Annotated in this window: 10 protein-coding genes; 9 read left to right on the top strand and 1 reads right to left on the bottom strand. The window is 42.9% G+C overall.

All coding sequences use genetic code 11. The features are described 5' to 3' along the window. The first annotated feature begins 97 nt into the window (after positions 1 to 97). Positions 98 to 2,392 carry a response regulator gene (locus ACM0OY_RS30740; protein WP_414572559.1) on the top strand — a complete coding sequence of 765 codons (2,295 nt, stop codon included), beginning with the start codon at positions 98 to 100 and terminating at the stop codon, positions 2,390 to 2,392. A 127-nt stretch (positions 2,393 to 2,519) separates the two neighbouring features. Here ACM0OY_RS30740 and ACM0OY_RS30735 read toward each other — a convergent pair whose 3' ends face one another. Then, on the bottom strand, positions 2,520 to 2,954 hold the full coding sequence (locus tag ACM0OY_RS30735) for a hypothetical protein (protein WP_414572558.1): 435 nt from the start codon (positions 2,952 to 2,954) through the stop codon (positions 2,520 to 2,522). Between the two features lie 1,112 nt (positions 2,955 to 4,066). On the opposite strand from ACM0OY_RS30735, the gene ACM0OY_RS30730 reads away from it, so the two are divergent. The 8 genes from ACM0OY_RS30730 (at position 4,067) to ACM0OY_RS30695 (ending at position 18,543) form a co-directional block, all read left to right on the top strand. After that, the gene (locus tag ACM0OY_RS30730) at positions 4,067 to 8,215 is read left to right on the top strand and encodes a PAS domain S-box protein (RefSeq protein ID WP_414572557.1); all 4,149 of its coding nucleotides are present in this window, start codon (positions 4,067 to 4,069) and stop codon (positions 8,213 to 8,215) included. After that, positions 8,212 to 9,168, top strand: a complete 957-nt coding sequence (locus tag ACM0OY_RS30725; RefSeq protein WP_414572556.1) for a diguanylate cyclase domain-containing protein — start codon at positions 8,212 to 8,214, stop codon at positions 9,166 to 9,168. The genes ACM0OY_RS30730 and ACM0OY_RS30725 overlap by 4 nt, the downstream gene beginning before the upstream one ends. A 376-nt stretch (positions 9,169 to 9,544) precedes the next feature. Next, positions 9,545 to 11,467 (top strand): ShlB/FhaC/HecB family hemolysin secretion/activation protein, encoded by a 1,923-nt coding sequence (locus ACM0OY_RS30720; RefSeq protein ID WP_414572555.1) that lies wholly within the window; start codon positions 9,545 to 9,547, stop codon positions 11,465 to 11,467. An 875-nt stretch (positions 11,468 to 12,342) separates the two neighbouring features. Continuing rightward, positions 12,343 to 14,982, top strand: a complete 2,640-nt coding sequence (locus tag ACM0OY_RS30715) for an EAL domain-containing protein (protein WP_414572554.1) — start codon at positions 12,343 to 12,345, stop codon at positions 14,980 to 14,982. A 162-nt stretch (positions 14,983 to 15,144) separates the two neighbouring features. Next, entirely contained in the window at positions 15,145 to 15,996 is an 852-nt protein-coding gene (locus tag ACM0OY_RS30710) for an ABC transporter ATP-binding protein (RefSeq protein WP_414572553.1), read from the top strand. Continuing rightward, complete coding sequence (locus tag ACM0OY_RS30705) at positions 15,953 to 16,807, top strand: ABC transporter permease (protein ID WP_414572552.1); 855 nt, start codon at positions 15,953 to 15,955, stop codon at positions 16,805 to 16,807. The genes ACM0OY_RS30710 and ACM0OY_RS30705 overlap by 44 nt, the downstream gene beginning before the upstream one ends. A 19-nt stretch (positions 16,808 to 16,826) precedes the next feature. Further along, a complete protein-coding gene (locus ACM0OY_RS30700) occupies positions 16,827 to 17,300 on the top strand; it encodes a MarR family winged helix-turn-helix transcriptional regulator (RefSeq protein ID WP_414572551.1) in 474 nt (157 codons plus the stop codon). Then, the gene (locus tag ACM0OY_RS30695; protein WP_414572550.1) at positions 17,266 to 18,543 is read left to right on the top strand and encodes an MFS transporter; all 1,278 of its coding nucleotides are present in this window, start codon (positions 17,266 to 17,268) and stop codon (positions 18,541 to 18,543) included. The genes ACM0OY_RS30700 and ACM0OY_RS30695 overlap by 35 nt, the downstream gene beginning before the upstream one ends. Positions 18,544 to 18,695 lie beyond the last annotated feature (152 nt).

Raw genomic sequence — 18,695 nt, 5'->3', positions numbered from 1 at the left:
TAGACGTAATTCGTTATATTTTTTTCTTGTAGAAAATTAGGTATTTAGTCTACTATTTTTTTGGGGAAGGTAGCAACTTATATATTGGATGGGTGCGATGAGAATCTTGCTAATCGAAGATGAAGAAGTTTTAGCAAGTGTCTTGTTGAAGTCTTTGACTAAACAACACTATGTTGTAGATGTGGCACAGGATGGGCAAATGGGTTGGGAATACACCCAAAATGCTAACTACGATCTGCTGCTGATAGATGTAGGATTGCCGAAAGTGGACGGGATTACATTGTGTCAGCGATTACGTTCTGGTGGGTGTTTTACTCCGATTCTGTTGATGACGGCCAAAGATGGTACTAGAGAGCGGATTCAGGGACTTGATGCAGGTGCGGACGATTATCTAATCAAACCTTTGGATTTGGGAGAACTGCAAGCAAGGATACGGGCGCTTTTACGTCGCAGCGATCGCCCCATTACCCCGATACTAGAAGTAGACGCACTACGATTAGATCCCAGTAGTTGCGAAGTTACCTATAACAACAAACTATTAGAATTAACCGCCAAAGAATATAGTTTGCTGGAGCTATTTTTAAGGAATCCCTCGCGTGTTTTTAGTCGCGGTGATATCATTGAGCATTTGTGGACTTTTGACGATCCACCCCAGGAAGAGACTGTAAAATCACACATCAAATACTTACGACAAAAGTTAAAAGCAGCCGGAGCAGTAGATTGGATTGAAAACGTTTATGGTTTAGGATATCGGCTGAATCCTCGAAGAGAGCAGGGGAAGCAGGGGGGGAAAGAAAAAGCGCAAGTTGCAAGTCCTCAACTTGAGGAGCAGTTTCAGCAAGCGATGGGTGGCTTGTGGAAACAATATGAAGGGTTGATGGTGCAGCGGCTGGCAGTACTGGAAGAATTAGCAGTAGCACTTTCTCACAACACCCTGACTCAGGAGTTACGCAAATCCTCAGAACGAGAGGCGCACAAACTAGCTGGTGTCTTGGGGATGTTTGAACAAGACAACGGTACTCAAATAGCGCGGGAAATTGAACAGATTTTAGGCAAAGATGGCGATTTGTCTTTAGGTGACAAGCGGCAATTGCTGTCGCTGATTGCAGATTTGGGTAAATTAATTAATCAAATGGGGCAAAAGGTAGATAATCAAACTACCGCGATCGCCCAAGAAATTTGTAGCCAATTAATATTAATTGACCCCAATTTACAACTAGGTTCTCAGTTGCAACAACTCGTTGAATGCATGGGAATGTGTTGGCAGCAAATAACAAACTTAGAGGATGCAAAAAACTTTTTGCAAACCACATCCCCAGATTTAGTGGTAATAAATGTAGATGGGGTAGGGCGGGGCGAAGAAAGTTTAGCACTGCTGTCAGAATTAGCAACGCGCACCCCACCCGTACCCGTGCTAGTGTTGGCTGATAATGATGAGTTAGTAGAACGCGTAACTTTTGCTCAGTGCGGGGCGCGGGGTTTTCTAGCTCAACCTTTAACAGCTGCTCAGGTGTGGAATGTTTCGTCTCAACTATTACAACGTACTCGTTCTTTGCGGATCAATGTATTGGCTGTAGATGACGATCCCCTGATTTTAGCAGCACTGCGCCCAATGTTAGAACCTTGGGGTATGCGGATGACAGGATTGGACAATCCGTTACGTTTTTGGGAGGTACTGCAATCTAGTACACCGGATTTGTTGATTTTAGATGTAGATATGCCCCAAATCAGTGGTATTGAACTTTGTCAAGCAGTTCGTACCGATCCCCAATGGCAAGAATTACCGATTGTGTTTCTCACTGCTCATCGAGAAATCAAAATTGTACAGCAAGTGTTTGCTGTAGGAGGAGATGATTATGTGATTAAACCTGTGGTTGGGGCAGAATTGTTAGCACGTATTACCCATCGCCTAGAACGCAGCCGTTTACTTCAGTCTCTTTCTACAAAAGATTCTTTAACTGGAATAGCAAATCAGTTTCAGTCTCGCCGCAATTTGGAACACCTAATTACTCAAGCTGAGGAAAATCAACAATCTGTTTGTTTGGCAATTTTGAGTGTAAATGATTTAAGGCAAATTAATATTAAGTATGGTCATGAGGCTGGTAACCAAGTATTACAAAGATGGAGTCGTTTATTTCAATCAGAATTTTGTAGTGATGAAGTATTAGGTTATTGGGGTAATGGAGATTTTGTAGTGGGAATTTCTGGGTTAACAAAAATAGAAATTAACCATCGTTTGAGTACAATTTTAACTACTTTACGGCAGCAAATATTTACAGCCTTTGATGGCGATCGCTTTCAGGTAACATGTAATTTTGCTGTAGTCGAATACCCCAGTGATGGACTAACAATTCAATCTTTATATCAAACCGCAGCTGAGCGTAATTTGTAATTTTTCAGATCTTAGTAAAATTTATTTATTAAATCTGATTCATTTGCTTTTCTAAGCATCAAGGGAGCGATAGAACCAGATTTAGACCATTAGCGCCATAGCAATAATGGTCTAAATCTACGAACTATTAAAAATCAAAACCCTGAATCTTAATGGATGAAACCTTTCCATCAAGCCCATTGTCATGGGAATGATCTACCTTGATATATTCATTTTCAAAAGAATTTTCAAAGGTACCCACGACCAAATCCTTAGGAGTTTTTTGTTTTACTTTAATTGTAGTGTAATCATCGTCTGCGGCAGCATCTGGGCTGTCATAAACTGTAATGATTGTGAATGGTGCAACCTCACTGAGTTTTAATGAACGAGCTTCATCATTTGGCGAAACTCTACCTGCAAAATCAGGCCTATCAGAATAACTATCTAGTGTATCTTGTTGTCCTCCATTGCCTTCGTATAGGGTAATTGTACCCGCATACGCTGGCGTAGAAATGGCTAAACTCACAGTGAAAATAAGTAATGCAAGGCAAAAAACAGCTAGTTTGATACTACGCTTTAGCATGAGACATATTCTCCTTTGTAAATTAAGACAATCAATGAGCTTTGTGCTTAGCTCAGATGTTCATTACTATTTCAAATTTTCACTAAAAATACAATAGCAATTAACTAAGCATACAAAAACTTGATACTATGCTGTAAATAGCATAATAAAATTTTAAGTCAATGGAGAGCGCATCTTGTCCAAGAGCGTTATTATCCCTATTTTGTAACTCTGAAGAGAGAAAAATAATTGTAGTTATACGAATTTGAAAAAAGAATGCGACAGATATATACTCCCAAACCTTTGTTCTGTCTGGCTTTCTTAATTTTGTGAATTTTGAATTGGTATTATAGCTTGGGTTTAACCGAGTGAAACCCAACAACAACAAAGCTTTTGTGTGTTGGGTTACCTTGCGGTATCTTGCTAGGTTCCTCAACCCAACCCAGCAGAATTAATGCGATGAACCACTAAGTTTTTTAGACAACAATCTGATGTATAAGTATCAATCACAGAGCGATCACAGAACTTTTCGGTCTACTGGCATAGCTTCACCCCATCAATTAAACTTTTCTTGATACTTATGCCTTTTAATACTTATCTATTAGGAATGCTTACTTTAGCTAATTTTTAGTTATCTATCCTGAGCAGTTAAAACTAGCCCAGAACTTTTTGGTATCGACCTACTTCCTGATGCAATTTGTGTCACAAATTGTTGAGATATATTTCCTACCCATTTTTCTTTAATTACTCCATTTTTTAAAACCACCGCTGTCGGAACACTTCTCTCCGTGTCCCCCCGTCAGCCTAAATAATAAGTCTTTAAACGGACATGATAATAATTTATTCTCTGGAAGTTCCTAAGTGAATTACAGGCTATTACAGTAGTAAAAATTACTAATATTTGCTCTTTCTCCCTGCTCCCACTGCTTCGCTTGCTCAAGAAAGCTCGTTTGACGATGATCTCACTTTTTTGCCTTGCTCCATCTCCTTGTCATCTTGTAGTGAAATTGTTCCTAAAAATACAAATATTTTACTTCAAAAAATTTCCGTAATTGCCCCCTTGCCATTGATATTTTAGATTACTTAAAAGTGAAAGTTAGCACAAAGTCCTGAAAGTGCTGGAGAGTTAATAAGTGGTCAAACAGCACCGATGTGATTGCTTCAAAGCTGTAAAATTTTGCCGCAAACGAGAATTGTTAGCACTTTCGCTAGGGATTTTATTCTCAATTTGCGTAATCTTACTGTGGCAAAAACTATCATTGCCAATTGCGGAGTTATTAACACAATTTAGAATGATTGCCGGGTTATGTGTTGCTGGGTTATTGGTTACCAGCACCTTAACATTATCAATGTATTTCGCCCTGAGCACGAAAGCAAGTAACCAGCAGATAACAGCAATAAATCAGGAGTTAGCGCACAGGATTTTTGAACAAAAACAAGTAGAAATTGCCCTCCGCGAAAGTGAAAATCGTCTGCGGCAGCTGTTGGAAACTGTCAAAGTCATTCCTTGGGAAGTAGACCTGAAAACTTGGCGATTTATCTACGTCGGGCCGCAAGCGGTAGACTTACTAAATTATCCGATCGCCGAGTGGTACGAGGAAAATTTTTGGGTCAATCATCTACATCCACATGACCGAGAGAAATCTGTTCGTTTTTGTCAACAAGCAACTGCTAGGTGCGAGAATCACGAATTGGAATACCGGATGTTAGCAGCCGACGGGCGAATTATTTGGCTGCGAGACGTTGTTACCGTAGTTCACGAAGCCGGAACCCCTACGAAGCTGAGGGGGTTTATGTTTGACATTACTGATTTGAAACTGGTTGAAGAAACCTTGAGACTGAGGGAGAGGGCACTTGCAGCCACCAATAATGGAATTATTATTGCTGATGCCAGACTTGCATATAATCCAGTTATTTATGTCAACCCAGCCTTTGAGCGGATAACAGGTTACAGTACTACTGATGTGATTGGGCAGAACTGTCGATTTTTGCAAGGCATAGATACCGAACAACCGGCACTCCATGAGCTGCGGTCATCTATTAAAGCCGGAAAAAGTTGCAAAGTGATTCTCCGCAACTATCGCAAAGATGGGATGTTGTTCTGGAATGAATTGAGTATTTCTCCTATTCATGATGAAAATGGCAAGTTAAGTCACTTCATTGGCATTCAAACAGATATTAGCGATCGCAAACTTGCCGAAGCCCATCTGCGTCACCAAGCCCTCACCTTTGAAAACATCCATGATGGCGTAATTATTACGGATTTAACAGGAAGTATCATTGACTGGAATCCTGCTGCTGAAAGCATGTTTGGCTACACTAAAACCGAAGTGTTGGGTAAAACTCCAAGTATTTTACATAAACCCGAAGTAGCCGCAACATTAAGCACCAAAGTTCTGCAAACAGTTAATCAGCAAGGACGCTGGTCAGGAGAAATAAATTTTATTCGCAAAGATGGTAGTGAGGGAATTTGCGAAACAACCGTAGCAGCTTTACAGGATGACCAAGGGCAAACTGTTGCTACTATTGGCGTCAATCACGACATTACCGAAAACAAAAAAGCAAAAGAAGCACTCCAACGGCAATTACATCGCACCCTACTACTCGAACAAATTACTCAAGAAATTCGTCAAAGTCTGGACACAAGCAAAATCTTTGAGACGGCTGCTACTCAAATTGGAAAAGCATTTCGAGTCGATCGCTGTCTAATTCATTCTTACATTCGTGACCTCATACCGCGAATTCCCTTAGTTGCAGAGTATAATATTCTTCCTGGTTACTGCTCAATATTCAACTTGGAAGTTTTGATAACTAACAATCCTCATGCTGAGCAGATGATGGCAGAAGAAAGTGCGATCGCCTCCCCAAATGTCTACGTCGATCCTTTACTGCAAGCCGCTGAGCTTACCTGCCGAGAAATCGGGCTGAAATCCATGCTTTGTGTCCGCACTTCTTACCAAGGAGAACCAAATGGTGCTATAATTTTGCACCAATGTAGCCATTTTCGCCAGTGGGCACAAGACGAAATTGAATTACTAGAAGCAGTGGCAGCTCAGTTAGGTATTGCTTTAGCACAAGCTCACTTACTGGAACAAGAAACCCGCCAACGTGAAGAACTCACTTTGAAAAACTTTGCCTTGGAGCGAGCAAAACGTCAGGCAGAATCCGCGAATCTGGCAAAAAGCGAGTTTTTGGCGATGATGAGTCACGAAATTCGTACTCCCATGAATGCTGTTATTGCCATGACGGGTCTGTTGCTGGATACTGAGTTGACGCTACAGCAGCAAGACTTTGTGGAAACAGTTCGCAGCAGTGGAGATGCTTTACTCACCATCATTAACGACATTCTAGATTTCTCTAAAATTGAGTCGGGCAAACTGGAATTAGAAGAACAACCTTTTGATTTAAGAGCTTGTGTAGAACAGGCAATCTACCTTTTAGCCCCGAAAGCTGCCCAAAAAGATATCGAATTAGCTTACATCATCGAGCCGCAAGTTCCCACCCACATCATCGGTGATTTAACTCGTCTGCGCCAAGTCTTGATGAACCTGCTCAACAATGCCATCAAGTTTACTGAAAACGGAGAAGTGGTACTTTCTGTTGGATTGGGGACTGGGGATTTAACTAAAAAAACTTCTTCCCAGTCCCCAGTCCCTAGTACCCAATCCCCGATCTCCAATCCCCAGCCCCCAGTCCAAATTCAATTTGCCATCAAAGATACAGGTATTGGCATCGCACCAGAAAAAATAGAACGTTTATTTCAACCCTTTACTCAGGCTGATGTCTCCATGACTCGCCGATATGGCGGTACAGGACTGGGACTGGTAATCAGCAAACGGCTCAGTCAGATGATGGGCGGCACCCTGTGGGTAGAAAGTCAGGGGTTTGTTGGTGGTAATCCCGGCTCCACATGGAAAAGTCAAAAATTATCATCCTCTTGCTCTTGCCAAGGTTCAACATTCTACTTCACCATCAAAGCCCAAGTGGCTGCTGTGGCCGGACAAGCTGAACTTAGCACTTTGTTGGTACAGCTGGCTGGAAAGCGGTTGTTGATTGTGGATGATAATCTCACCAACCGCACAATTGTGAGCTTGCAAGCAGAGTCTTGGCAGATGGAAACTTATGCTGCCAAATCTGGTAAAGAAGCTTTAGCCCAACTGGCTCAGGGAACGCAGTTTGACATTGCCATTTTAGATATGCAAATGCCAGAAATGGATGGTCTAACCCTGGCTCGTCAAATCCGTAAGCAATCTGGCTGTGAAAATCTGCCTTTGGTAAGGCTGACCCCTTTGGGTAAATTAGAAACTTCCCTCGATTTTGGGGATGTGCAGTTTGCTGCTTCTTTAAGCAAACCAATTAAACAGTCTCAACTCTATGATGTTGTGACTCGTGTTTTGGGTAATCAGCCGATTCCAGCCAGTATTTCTCATTCCCATTCTCCCTTGGTCGATCCGCATTTGGCATATCGATCGCCACTACGAATTCTTTTAGCAGAAGATACAGTGGTCAACCAGAAAGTTGCTCTACTGATGCTACAGAAAATGAGCTATCAAGCAGATGTAGTAACTAATGGGCTAGAAGTCTTGAAAGCGTTGGAAAAACAGCCCTATGACGTAGTTTTGATGGATGTCCACATGCCCGAAATGGATGGGTTAGAGGCAACTCGGAGAATTTGTCAGCAATGGGAAGTTGGTTTTCGTCCCTACATCATTGCGATTACAGCCAATGCCATGCGGGGCGATCGCGAAACTTGTCTAGCTGCTGGCATGAATGACTACATCAGTAAACCTGTTCAGTTAGAAGAGTTAGCCCAAGCACTCAGCAAATGCCCACCGCAAAGAATTAAACAACATCGATTAATGTCCGGGGAATTGCAATCTCCGGGCAATATGCTCCAGGAAAAACAAAACCAGACATTTATTAATAGTGTCAAAATTGATGTCAAAACTCTCAAATCCTTGCGAAATATGCTCAGAGGAGATAATGCGGCATTTGCGGAACTGATTGAGTGTTATCTGACAGAAACTCCGCGACTGGTACAAAATATCAGCATAGCCCTTGCCACTGAGGATGCCCAGACTCTATGGAAGACAGCACACCAACTCAAATCCAGCAGCGCTTCTGTGGGAGCGATGACTCTGGCGCAACTTTGCAAGCAATTAGAAGCACAAGGACGGAGCAACAAATTTCAAAGCAGCCTAGAGGCGATATCACAACTACACCAAGAATATGAACAAGTTAAAACTGCTTTACAAAAAGAACTTGCTAAGGAAGGACAATGAAAGCCAGTCGCCAAGAAAGCCAATCATTAGTTTTAATTGTTGATGATGAACCATTTATCCGGATGATTTTACGCACTTTCTTGGAGCGGGAAGCGTATCAAATAGTGGAAGCTCAAAATGGTATAGAAGCTTTAACTATGTATAAGCAAGTTCACCCAGATATAGTACTCCTCGATGCGATAATGCCCGATATGGATGGGTTTGAGTGTTGCACTCAGTTACAAATTCTTGATTGTAGTAAGCATACTCCAGTATTAATGATTACAGGGCTTGATGATGAAGAGTCAGTTGACCATGCATTTGAAGTCGGGGCAATGGACTATATTACCAAACCGATTCACTGGCCAGTTTTACGACAAAGGGTAAAACGCTTAATTCAACAATCTCAGTTACAACAAAAACTCGAAGCTGTGAATCTGGAATTGCAGCGATTAGTTACTATCGATGGATTAACTGAAGTAGCAAACCGCCGGGGGTTTGAGGAATATTTTTACCAAGAGTGGCAGCGGATGAAACGGGAACAACACCCACTTTCACTGATTCTTTGCGATGTTGATTTTTTCAAATCATACAACGATACTTATGGTCATCGAGCAGGCGATCGCTGTCTCACCAAAATTGCTCAAACCATCAAAGATATTGTCAAACGTCCTGGAGATTTAGTTGCTCGTTATGGTGGGGAAGAATTTGCTGTAATTTTACCTAATACAGACACAGAAGGGGCAACTTATGTTGCCGAAAAAATTTGCGATGCTGTCCGGAAATTAGCAATTCCTCATCAGAATTCCCAAGTTAGTCCTTATGTAACCATGAGTGCCGGGTTTACCACAGAAATTCCTCAACCAAATTCTGACTTAGAAGAAATGATTGCCATAGCAGACCGCGCACTGTATCAAGCAAAAACAGCAGGACGCGATCGCTTTGTACAAAATATCCTAGCTACTCAAAAATGAATATTTTCAATGTTCCTCAATCATCGGATGATTGACACTCACATCAAGACGTGGGGACGCAAAGATGATTATTGGTGCAAATTCCAAAATTATCCCGCAATTATGCAACCCCATAATTATAAGTTTGCAATCATAGCAGTTGAAGCATAGTTTACAACATCAACCGCTCGTAAAACCGCCACATCAACAGACTTTCAATTTTATTGCCTGTTCCCTATTGCCTATTGCCTATTGCCTATTGCCTGTTCCCTCCCATAACACTTTGATTGAGATTTACTGAAAATATTAACTTTAGTGCCAAAAGATGAAGTAAGATTCACATCTATGACAGTCCCCGTATAATTCCATCATTCCCGCTCAAAAATAGTCCAGTGCGATGATTGATAAATATCCTTTTAAAGTATTTACAAGAAATAAATTATACAATCGTGTGGGGTGGGCGTCTCGCCTGCCTGTAATCATGGGTGGGCAAGATGCCTACCCCAGAAGAAATAATTGGATATTTTTTTATTTGGAAGTCCCTAATATTGCAATTTATTGGTTATTACCACTGAGTGTGTTTGTATCTCTGTGCAGCCTACCTTGCACACCTCTAAAAGCTCAGGCTGCTCATACGACAAAAATACCAAATGGCAATTCGATCTTCTCGCAACAAATCCCACCGCCACAGGATGTCCAACCACCTGCGCCTTCCCCACTTCCCTCACCGGAACTGCCACAGCCACTTCCCCCACCAGCAAAACTATTTCCGTCCTCTACCCCAACTCTCACACCTGAGGAACCAGTTCCTAATAAGTCTCCTCAAACTATTATCGTTGAACGATTTGAAGTTATTGGCAGCACAGTTTTCAGTCCTCAAGAGTTAGCTCAGGCTACTGCTGAGTTTACCAAACGACCGATTTCGCTCACCCAAGTCTATCAGGCACGCTCCAAAATTACTGAGCTATACGTCAAAAATGGCTACATTACCTCTGGTGCCTATATCCCACCTCAGACAATCCAATCTGGTGTCGTAAAAATTCAGGTTGTTGAAGGTAAATTAGAAGACATTCAAATAACTGGTACTCGGCGGTTGAACCCCAACTATATCCGCAGCCGACTAGCAATAGCTACATCACCTCCTCTGAATCGGCAGCGTTTATTGGAAGCATTACAGCTTTTGCAACTTAATCCTTTGATTGAAAACCTCTCTGCTGAACTCTCGGCGGGGTCGCGCACTGGTGAGAGTTTGTTAGAAGTCAAAATTAACGAGGCAAAAACCTTTAGTAGCCAAATAGCTCTGGATAATGGGCGATCGCCTAGTGTTGGTAGTTTCCGACGCCGATTACAATTGAACGAAGCTAACTTATTGGGATTGGGAGATAGTCTGGGTATCGCTTACACTAATACCGATGGTAGCAACTCCTTTGACGCCAGCTACACCTTACCGCTCAATCCCCGCAACGGAACCCTTGCCTTTAACTATGGCATCACATCGAGCAATGTCATTGAACCTCCTTTTGAGGTCTTAGATATCCAATCGGATTCTCGCTATTACGAATTGACGTTTCGCCAGCCAATAGTTCAAACTCCTACACAAGAATTGGCCGTTGGGTTAACAGCTTCTCGACGGGAAAGTGATATCTCGTCCTTTTTACAGAGAGAAGGGGTGCCCGCATCTGAAATTTCACCTGGAGCTGATGAACAGGGACGCACTAGAGTATCTGCATTACGATTTTTTCAAGAATGGACTTCTCGCAACAGCCGTGAAGTCATCGCCCTACGCTCTCAATTCAATTTGGGCATTGATGTGTTGGATGCCACGGTTAACCAAAATCCTCCCGATAGCCGTTTTTTTGCTTGGCAAGGACAAGCACAGTGGGCACGCCTTTTAGCTCCTGAAACCTTACTATTACTTCGTTTAAATACACAATTAGCATCCAGAAGACTTTTGCCTATAGAGCAATTTGGCTTAGGTGGACAAGATAGCATTCGGGGCTATCGTCAGGATTACCTATTAACAGATAATGGCACTTTTGTTTCTGCTGAAGTTCAAATACCGATTCTGCGTTTATCGCAGATAGATAGTCTCTTGCAGGTTGTCCCCTTTGTTGATTTTGGTGTTGGTTGGAACAGTTCGGGGAGAGAGAATCCCGACCCTAATACCCTTGCTGCTGTTGGTTTGGGGTTGCGTTGGTCACAAGGCTCACGCTTCACCGTTCGTCTTGACTGGGGAATTCCTTTAGTATCTGTTGAATCGGGCGATCGAACATTACAAGAAAACGGTTTGTATTTTAGCTTACTCTATAATCCTTTTTAAATCATTTACCAAACAAGGCAAAACTTAAAAGTTAAAAAATACTCATGAATAAAAGATAGTTAGTAGCAGCATCCTAAATTTATTTCTGGAAAATCAAATAAAGATTTGTTACTTTCTGAGAAGTCGTTTTGCATCTAGAGCATACCTTGTGGAAAGAGCAGCCATAGTGACGGCAGTTTGAGACTACTGCCGTCAATAAACAATGTGTTAAAACTTAAAATTCATAGATATGTAAGTATTTAATTTATAATTTTTACTTTGATATTTTGAATTTTTCAGACTTATGCAGCAATCAAATATTCTTCCATACTCTGTGGTTTTTCCGGAATCTAAACATTACTTAAAAATAAAAATCCGCAAATATACTAAGTATTTAATTCTGTGTTTTATTTTATTTTGGGTATCCTAAAAAAGGAAAGATTAGATTATCTAAGCCAAGTAAGAAAGTTGATAAATTATGCATGAGTTGAAAAAACAGCTAGAACTTTTACGGCAAAAACTGGTTAAAGAATTGGCAATCTCATTCCAGAAGTTAAATTCTCAAGAGAAAAGTCATACCAATTTGAAAAAAGAATGCGACAGATACATACTCCCAAACCTTTGTTCTGTCTGGCTTTCTTAATTTTGACCCTTCTCTGCGAGACGCTAGGCGTAGCTTGCTTCCCCGTAGGGGTACGACTCCGCTCAGGGTTAAATTTTGAATGCGTGAATTTTGAATTGGTATCAGTTTTGCTGATCGTACAAATTTTGTCAGCTATAAATAACGATAAATTTAATTGAGTAAATTTCCCAAAAGCAGAGTTGAAAAATCTCAGCTTATGGGAGAAGTATTTTTCGGACTAAGACCTAAAAATATGAGAATTTGAGGAAGAATCATGCTAGGAAATGAGCGGGAGAAAATACGCCATTTATTGGTCATCCAAGACCTAGAAGGGCGGCGAACTGTCCTCTTAAGAGAGGCTACTTATTCTCTAGGACGGCATTCCGCAAATACTATTGTCCTAGCTTCCCGGTCAGTATCAATGCAACATGCAATTTTATTGCGAGTGACCGTACCAGAAACTGACCAATATGGCTTTCAGATTATTGATGGAAACTATAAGGGAAAAGGAAGTACTAATGGCTTATTTGTGAATGGCGATCGCTGCTACTCTCACAACCTCAAGCATGGAGATCTGATTACTTTTGGGAGTAACCAAGCTCAGGCTAAATATTATGCCATTTCCAATCTTTCTGAACAAGCATTTTCTGAATCTATTGATATTGAAGATTTATCTGATTTTTTATCAGAGCAAGCCGCCGATCCTACCAATCCTTTTCAAACCGTAGCTGTCGATCCTACCTTTGAAGCAGCTAGTGAAGCTGCTCTTGCTCGCCTAGCATCCTTCCCCGAACTGATTCCCAATCCAATTATTGAGATGGATTTAGAGGGAAATGTAACTTATCTCAATCCAGCCGCGACTCTCAAGTTTCCCAAACTCAGGGAAACTGGGATGCAACACCCAATCTTAAAAGGACTGTTGAGCGCAGTTAATAATTTAGAAAAAAATTCATTTATGCGGGAGGTGGAAGTAGGTATAGAAGTTTTTGAACAATCGGTTCTCTATCTTCCTGAAAGTGATTTAATTAGAACATTTATTACCAGGGATATTACAGAGCAAAAACAAGCCACAGCTGAACTACGCCAACGCGATCGCTTGCTACAAGCAGTTGCAGAAGCAGCAAATTATTTGCTGGGCGAAATGCACTACGAAACAGGCATTGAGAAAGCTCTAGCTGTTTTGGGCGAAGCTGCCAAGGTCGATCGTGCTTATCTTTTTCAAAATCATCCCCATCCTACTACAGGAAAAATAGCAGTCAGCCTGCGGTTTGAATGGACACACTCTTTTATCGAACCTACCCACCAATATTGGCAAAATCAGCCTTATGAAACTTTTGGATTAACCCGTTGGTATAATTTTCTTTCCAGTGGGCAGTCAATTAGCGGACTCACCCGAACATTTCCCCTCGCCGAACAAGAATTCTTGATTCGAGATAGTGTTCAATCTCTACTTCTAGTACCTCTGAGGCTAGAGAACGAGTTTTGGGGTTACCTTGGTTTAGCAGACTGCACCTATGAACGTCATTGGTCAAGGCACGAAGAATCCACCCTGTTGACGATGGCTGCCAGTATTATAGGTGCGCGGCAACGTCAGCAAGTAGAAGAAAAGATTCGCTATCAAGCCCTCCATGATGTGCTCACAGGGTTACCCAATCGTCTACTATTTGACGAGATGCTAAGCAAAGCCCTGCCCAACGCAACTCGCAACGGGGAAAGTTTAGCTGTGATCTTTCTCGACTTGGATCGCTTCAAGGTGATTAATGACACTCTTGGGCACACACTGGGAGACAAGTTATTACAAAACGTCGCCCAAAGATTAAAAGACTCACTCAGAAAGGGAGACACTGTAGCCCGTTGGGGAGGCGATGAGTTTACCATTTTACTCCCACGAGTGAATAATATCGAAGAAGTAACCCAAGTAACCGAGAGAATCTTACAAACTTTAGAGGATGCGTTTCATCTCCAAGGGCATGAACTCTACATCAGCGCCAGCCTTGGTATTGCCTTGTTAGATAACAACAGTCCTGACGCCGAAACACTAATCCAGCACGCAGATACCGCTTTGTATCACGCTAAAGACCAAGGACGAAATAACTACCAATTTTATAGCGCTTCCCTAAGCGCCAAAAATCCTGAACTCTTGACTTTAGAGAAAAGCCTGCGCTATGCCCTGGAACGCAAAGAATTTTCTTTGTACTATCAACCTCGTGTAAAAATTGCCACAGGAGAAATTACTGGCGTGGAGGCTTTGTTGCGTTGGGAACATCCAGAGATGGGATTGGTCGCGCCCAGTGTTTTCATTCCCTTGGCCGAACAAAGCGGATTAATTATCCCCATCGGCGAATGGGTACTGCGGACAGCCTGTAAACAAAATAAAGCTTGGCAAGATTCAGGATTACCACCTCTGATGATGGCTGTTAATCTCTCTCTTAAACAGTTTCGTCAACCCAAATTAGTAGAGACTATAGCGAACATCTTACACCAAACGGGGCTAGAAGCTCGCTTTTTAGAGTTAGAAATTACTGAAAGCACAGCCATTGAAGATTTAGACTTCACCCGAACCGTATTACAAGATTTACAGCAAATGGGCGTTTACCTCTCCATTGATGATTTTGGTACTGGTCATTCTTCACTTTCGCGCCTACAGCTTTTGCCACTCCACAATTTGAAAATCGATAAGTCTTTTATCCAAGATTTGACGCGCGATGCCAAAGTGGCTCATATTATCAAGGCCATAGTTAGCTTGGGGCGGAGTTTGGGGTTGAGGCTGACAGCCGAAGGGGTAGAAAACGAAGAGGAATTGGAGTTTTTGAGATCTATCAACTGCGAGGATGTACAAGGTTTTCTGTTCTACCGACCACTTTCGGCCCAGAAGGCAACAGAAATTCTCGAAAGTAAACGACCAACGGTTTAGGGTTGGCGATTGGGGAGTGCTGAGTTAGGAATTAAGAATTATTCTCCTTGTCCCGTTGTCTTCCCACACCCCCCACTCCGTAGCAGCGAAGTATTGACTTAATGCTAATATATTGAGAAACTAATAGTTAGTTTCTCTAATTAATTAACTGCATCGAAACTTGTGACAATACTTACGGGAAAAATCAATCGATCGCAACCTCCTAGCGAGCCAAAATCCCCGATTTTGGAAACTCAAGGGCTGACGCGCTGCTTTGGCAAGGTAACCGCTGTTAATGACCTGAGCATATCTGTGGAACGAGGCGAAGTATTTGGGCTGCTGGGGCCGAATGGAGCAGGCAAAAGTACAGTAATTAAAATGTTGACAACTTTACTGCCTATCAGTGCAGGGACAGCAATCTTAGCTGGCTACGATGTGGCTCGTCAATCCGATGCTGTCAGACGCGCTATCGGCTATGTACCCCAGGCCTTGTCTGCTGATGGTAGCCTCACGGGTTACGAAAATCTGTTAATCTTTGCCAAGCTGTATGAAATACCAACAAAAGGACGCGATCGCCGCATCCGGGAAATTCTAGAGTACATGGGTTTGCAAGATGCTGCCAAGCGGTTGGTACGCAACTATTCTGGTGGCATGATCCGCAAGCTGGAAATTGCCCAATCGATTTTGCATCAACCGCAAATTTTATTTTTGGATGAGCCGACTGTCGGACTAGACCCCATCGCCCGCACGCAAGTATGGCAACTTGTCCAACAACTCTGTACTGATTACGGCACAACTATATTTTTAACAACCCACTTTTTAGAAGAAGCAGACAGTCTGTGCGATCGAGTGCTAATTATGCAACAAGGGCAAGTCGTGATTACAGGCGCACCGAACGACTTAAAAGCCTCCTTGGGTAAAGCAAACGCAACTTTGGATGATGTCTTTATTCACTACACAGGCAACCAGTTAACATCAGGAGTCAACTACCGTGACACAGCAAGAACCAGACGTACTGCTCAACGGTTGGGTTAAGGTACAACCTACTCGCCGACGTAATTCGATCTCTGCAATTAGTGAGCTAGTTACGAAAACCCTAGCGATCGCAGAATTGGAAGTACGCAAACTCCGCCACGACCCCACTGATTTAATGGTTCGAGCCGTGCAACCAAGCTTATGGTTGCTGATTTTTGGCCAAGTTTTCTCCCGAACTCGCGCCATTCCCACAGGCGACTTACCTTATTTAGATTTCATCACTGCTGGTATTCTGGCTCAGAGCGTCCTCTTTGTGGCAATTTTCACTGGTGGGATAAACCTGATTTGGGAGCGGGATTTAGGGATTGTGCATAAATTCTTAGCTAGTCCGACACCTCGTGTGGCGATGGTTTTGGGCAAAGCACTGGCGTGTGGGGTGCGGTGCTTATCACAAGTCGTGGTGATTTACGGTTTAGCATTTTTATTAGGTGTTAAACTCAATCTCCATCCCCTAGCGATTCTGCAAGTGCTATTGTTGGTGATGCTGGCGGCAGCTTGCTTTTGTCTTTTTTCATTAATCATTGGCTGTTTAGTGAAAACGCGAGAACGGATGACGGGTATTGGGCAGTTATTAACAATGCCCTTATTTTTTGCTAGCAATGCCATCTATCCCATTTCATTGATGCCCGACTGGTTAAAATTCATTTCCCATCTAAATCCTTTGACTTATGAGGTTGATGGCTTACGCGGCACTATGTTGCTCAACGGCACTAGCATCTATGGCTTTGGTCTCGATTGTACAATTCTCTTGTTAACATTAATAATCTTAGCCATCATTGGTGGACGACTTTATCCACGGGTGGCGATGTAATCAGGAGAATAACAATCCCATGACCTTGGATAAACCAACTCAAGGTACAACTTCCGAAGAATGTGCTGCCCGAGTAATGGAAACAGTTCCATTAGTGATGCGGTTTATCCGAGCGGATATGCGTGCCCACAGTGCCGCTTTTCTATCTATACCTCAGTTGCGATCGCTAGCATTCATCAACCGCAATCCCGGTGCTTCACTATCTGACCTGGCAGAGCATTTGGGTGTCACCTCTGCCACAGCATCAGCGACCATAGAACGCCTAGTACAACGCAACTTTGTCGAACGCAATGCCGATCCTCAAGAGCGGCGGCGAGTGCTGCTCAATCTCACTGAGGAAGGAAAATACCAACTCAAGCAATCCCAAGATCAAACTCGCGCTCACATTACGGACCTGCTCACAGGCCTGACAGAAGAACAAATTTCCAACATTGAAGAAGGCTTAACTCTACTAAAAAATGTCTTCGAGCAAACAGAAATCAAATCGCCATAGCTCTGTTGTTGCACAGCACGACCCCTTTGCAGCCCTGAGATTTAGGGACTATCGGCTATTTACCATTGGACGCCTACTGCTGTTCACGGGGTCGCAAATGCAAACTGTAGCCATTGGCTGGGAACTTTATGAGCGTACTGGCTCGGCTCTGGTTTTAGGTGGTGTGGGGCTGGCGCAAGTCTTACCGATGATTGCTCTCACCTTAATTGCTGGACATGTAGCCGATCGCCGCGATCGCAAACTCACCATGTTACTCTCAGTCATGTTGCTAGCTCTGTGTTCCCTGGCTTTAGCAGTACTTTCCTATACTCAAGGCGTAGTTTTTCTGATTTACGCCTGCTTGGTTTTAACGGGTGTTGCTAAGGCATTCCTCAAGCCTGCCAGTGATGCGCTCATGTGGCAGTTGATACCTACAAGTGCTTTTACTAACGCTGCTACATGGAATAGTAGTAGCTTTCAGTTAGCGTCAGTCATCGGCCCCGCCTTGGGAGGATTCGGGATTGCACTGTTGGGAAACGCCACAGGAGTATATGTAGCAGCAGCGATCGCCGCGTTGCTGTGTTTCATTTTAACCCTGGCGATTACAGAGAAAAAAGGCATTCGCGTTACAGAACCAATATCAATCAAAGCCCTTGCCGCTGGTGCTAAATTTGTCTGGGAAAATCAGTTAATTTTAGCAGCAATTACATTGGATATGTTTGCTGTATTGCTGGGTGGTGCGGTTGCATTACTGCCCATCTTTGCCAAAGATATTTTACATGTTGGTCCAGTGGAGTTGGGATACCTGCAAGCAGCCAATTCCATCGGTGCTTTGACTATGGCCATTACCCTGGCGTATCTACCACCATTACGCAAAGCAGGCCCGGCTTTATTGTGGTCAGTGGTTGGCTTTGGCGTTGTCACAATTATCTTTGGGCTTTCTCGTTCGTTTTGGCTATCTATATTGATGCTGATACTCGCTGGCGCACTAGATAGTATCAGCGTTGTAATTCGCCATACATTAGTTCAAATCAGAACCCCGGATAGTTTACGTGGGCGGGTTGCTGCTATCAATAGCGTGTTTATTAGTGCTTCAAATGAATTAGGGGGCTTTGAATCAGGCTTGACTGCTGCCTTATTTGGCCCGGTGGTTTCCGTTGTTGGTGGTGGAATTGGCACAATTTTAGTAGTAATTGCTACAGCAATAATTTGGCCGGGAATTCGGAAGTTAGGGGCTTTGCAGGAGTATAAAGTAAGTGAGTAGAAGCAAGGTTACGGTGTACACACAAGTTTCTTGACCTGCACCTTTGATGCATCGCCTTGCACCTTTGATGCATCGCCTTGCACCTTTGATGCATCGCCTTGCACCTTTGTTGCATCGACCTGCACCTTTGTTGCATCGACCTGCACCTTTGT

Source organism: Nostoc sp. CCY 9925 (genome assembly GCF_963920935.1).
GTDB lineage: Bacteria > Cyanobacteriota > Cyanobacteriia > Cyanobacteriales > Nostocaceae > Nostoc.
The sequence above is the reverse complement of the archived record's forward strand: the minus strand, read 5'-3'. Positions and strand labels throughout refer to the sequence as shown.

Bases quoted from the DNA above. Each gene is read 5' to 3' on its own strand.
- ACM0OY_RS30735 (WP_414572558.1), bottom strand. From the start codon at position 2,954: ATGCTAAAGCGTAGTATCAAACTAGCTGTTTTTTGCCTTGCATTACTT.
- ACM0OY_RS30740 (WP_414572559.1), top strand. From the start codon at position 98: ATGAGAATCTTGCTAATCGAAGATGAAGAAGTTTTAGCAAGTGTCTTG.
- ACM0OY_RS30700 (WP_414572551.1), top strand. From the start codon at position 16,827: ATGACCTTGGATAAACCAACTCAAGGTACAACTTCCGAAGAATGTGCT.
- ACM0OY_RS30720 (WP_414572555.1), top strand. From the start codon at position 9,545: ATGATTGATAAATATCCTTTTAAAGTATTTACAAGAAATAAATTATAC.
- ACM0OY_RS30725 (WP_414572556.1), top strand. From the start codon at position 8,212: ATGAAAGCCAGTCGCCAAGAAAGCCAATCATTAGTTTTAATTGTTGAT.
- ACM0OY_RS30695 (WP_414572550.1), top strand. From the start codon at position 17,266: ATGTCTTCGAGCAAACAGAAATCAAATCGCCATAGCTCTGTTGTTGCA.
- ACM0OY_RS30715 (WP_414572554.1), top strand. From the start codon at position 12,343: ATGCTAGGAAATGAGCGGGAGAAAATACGCCATTTATTGGTCATCCAA.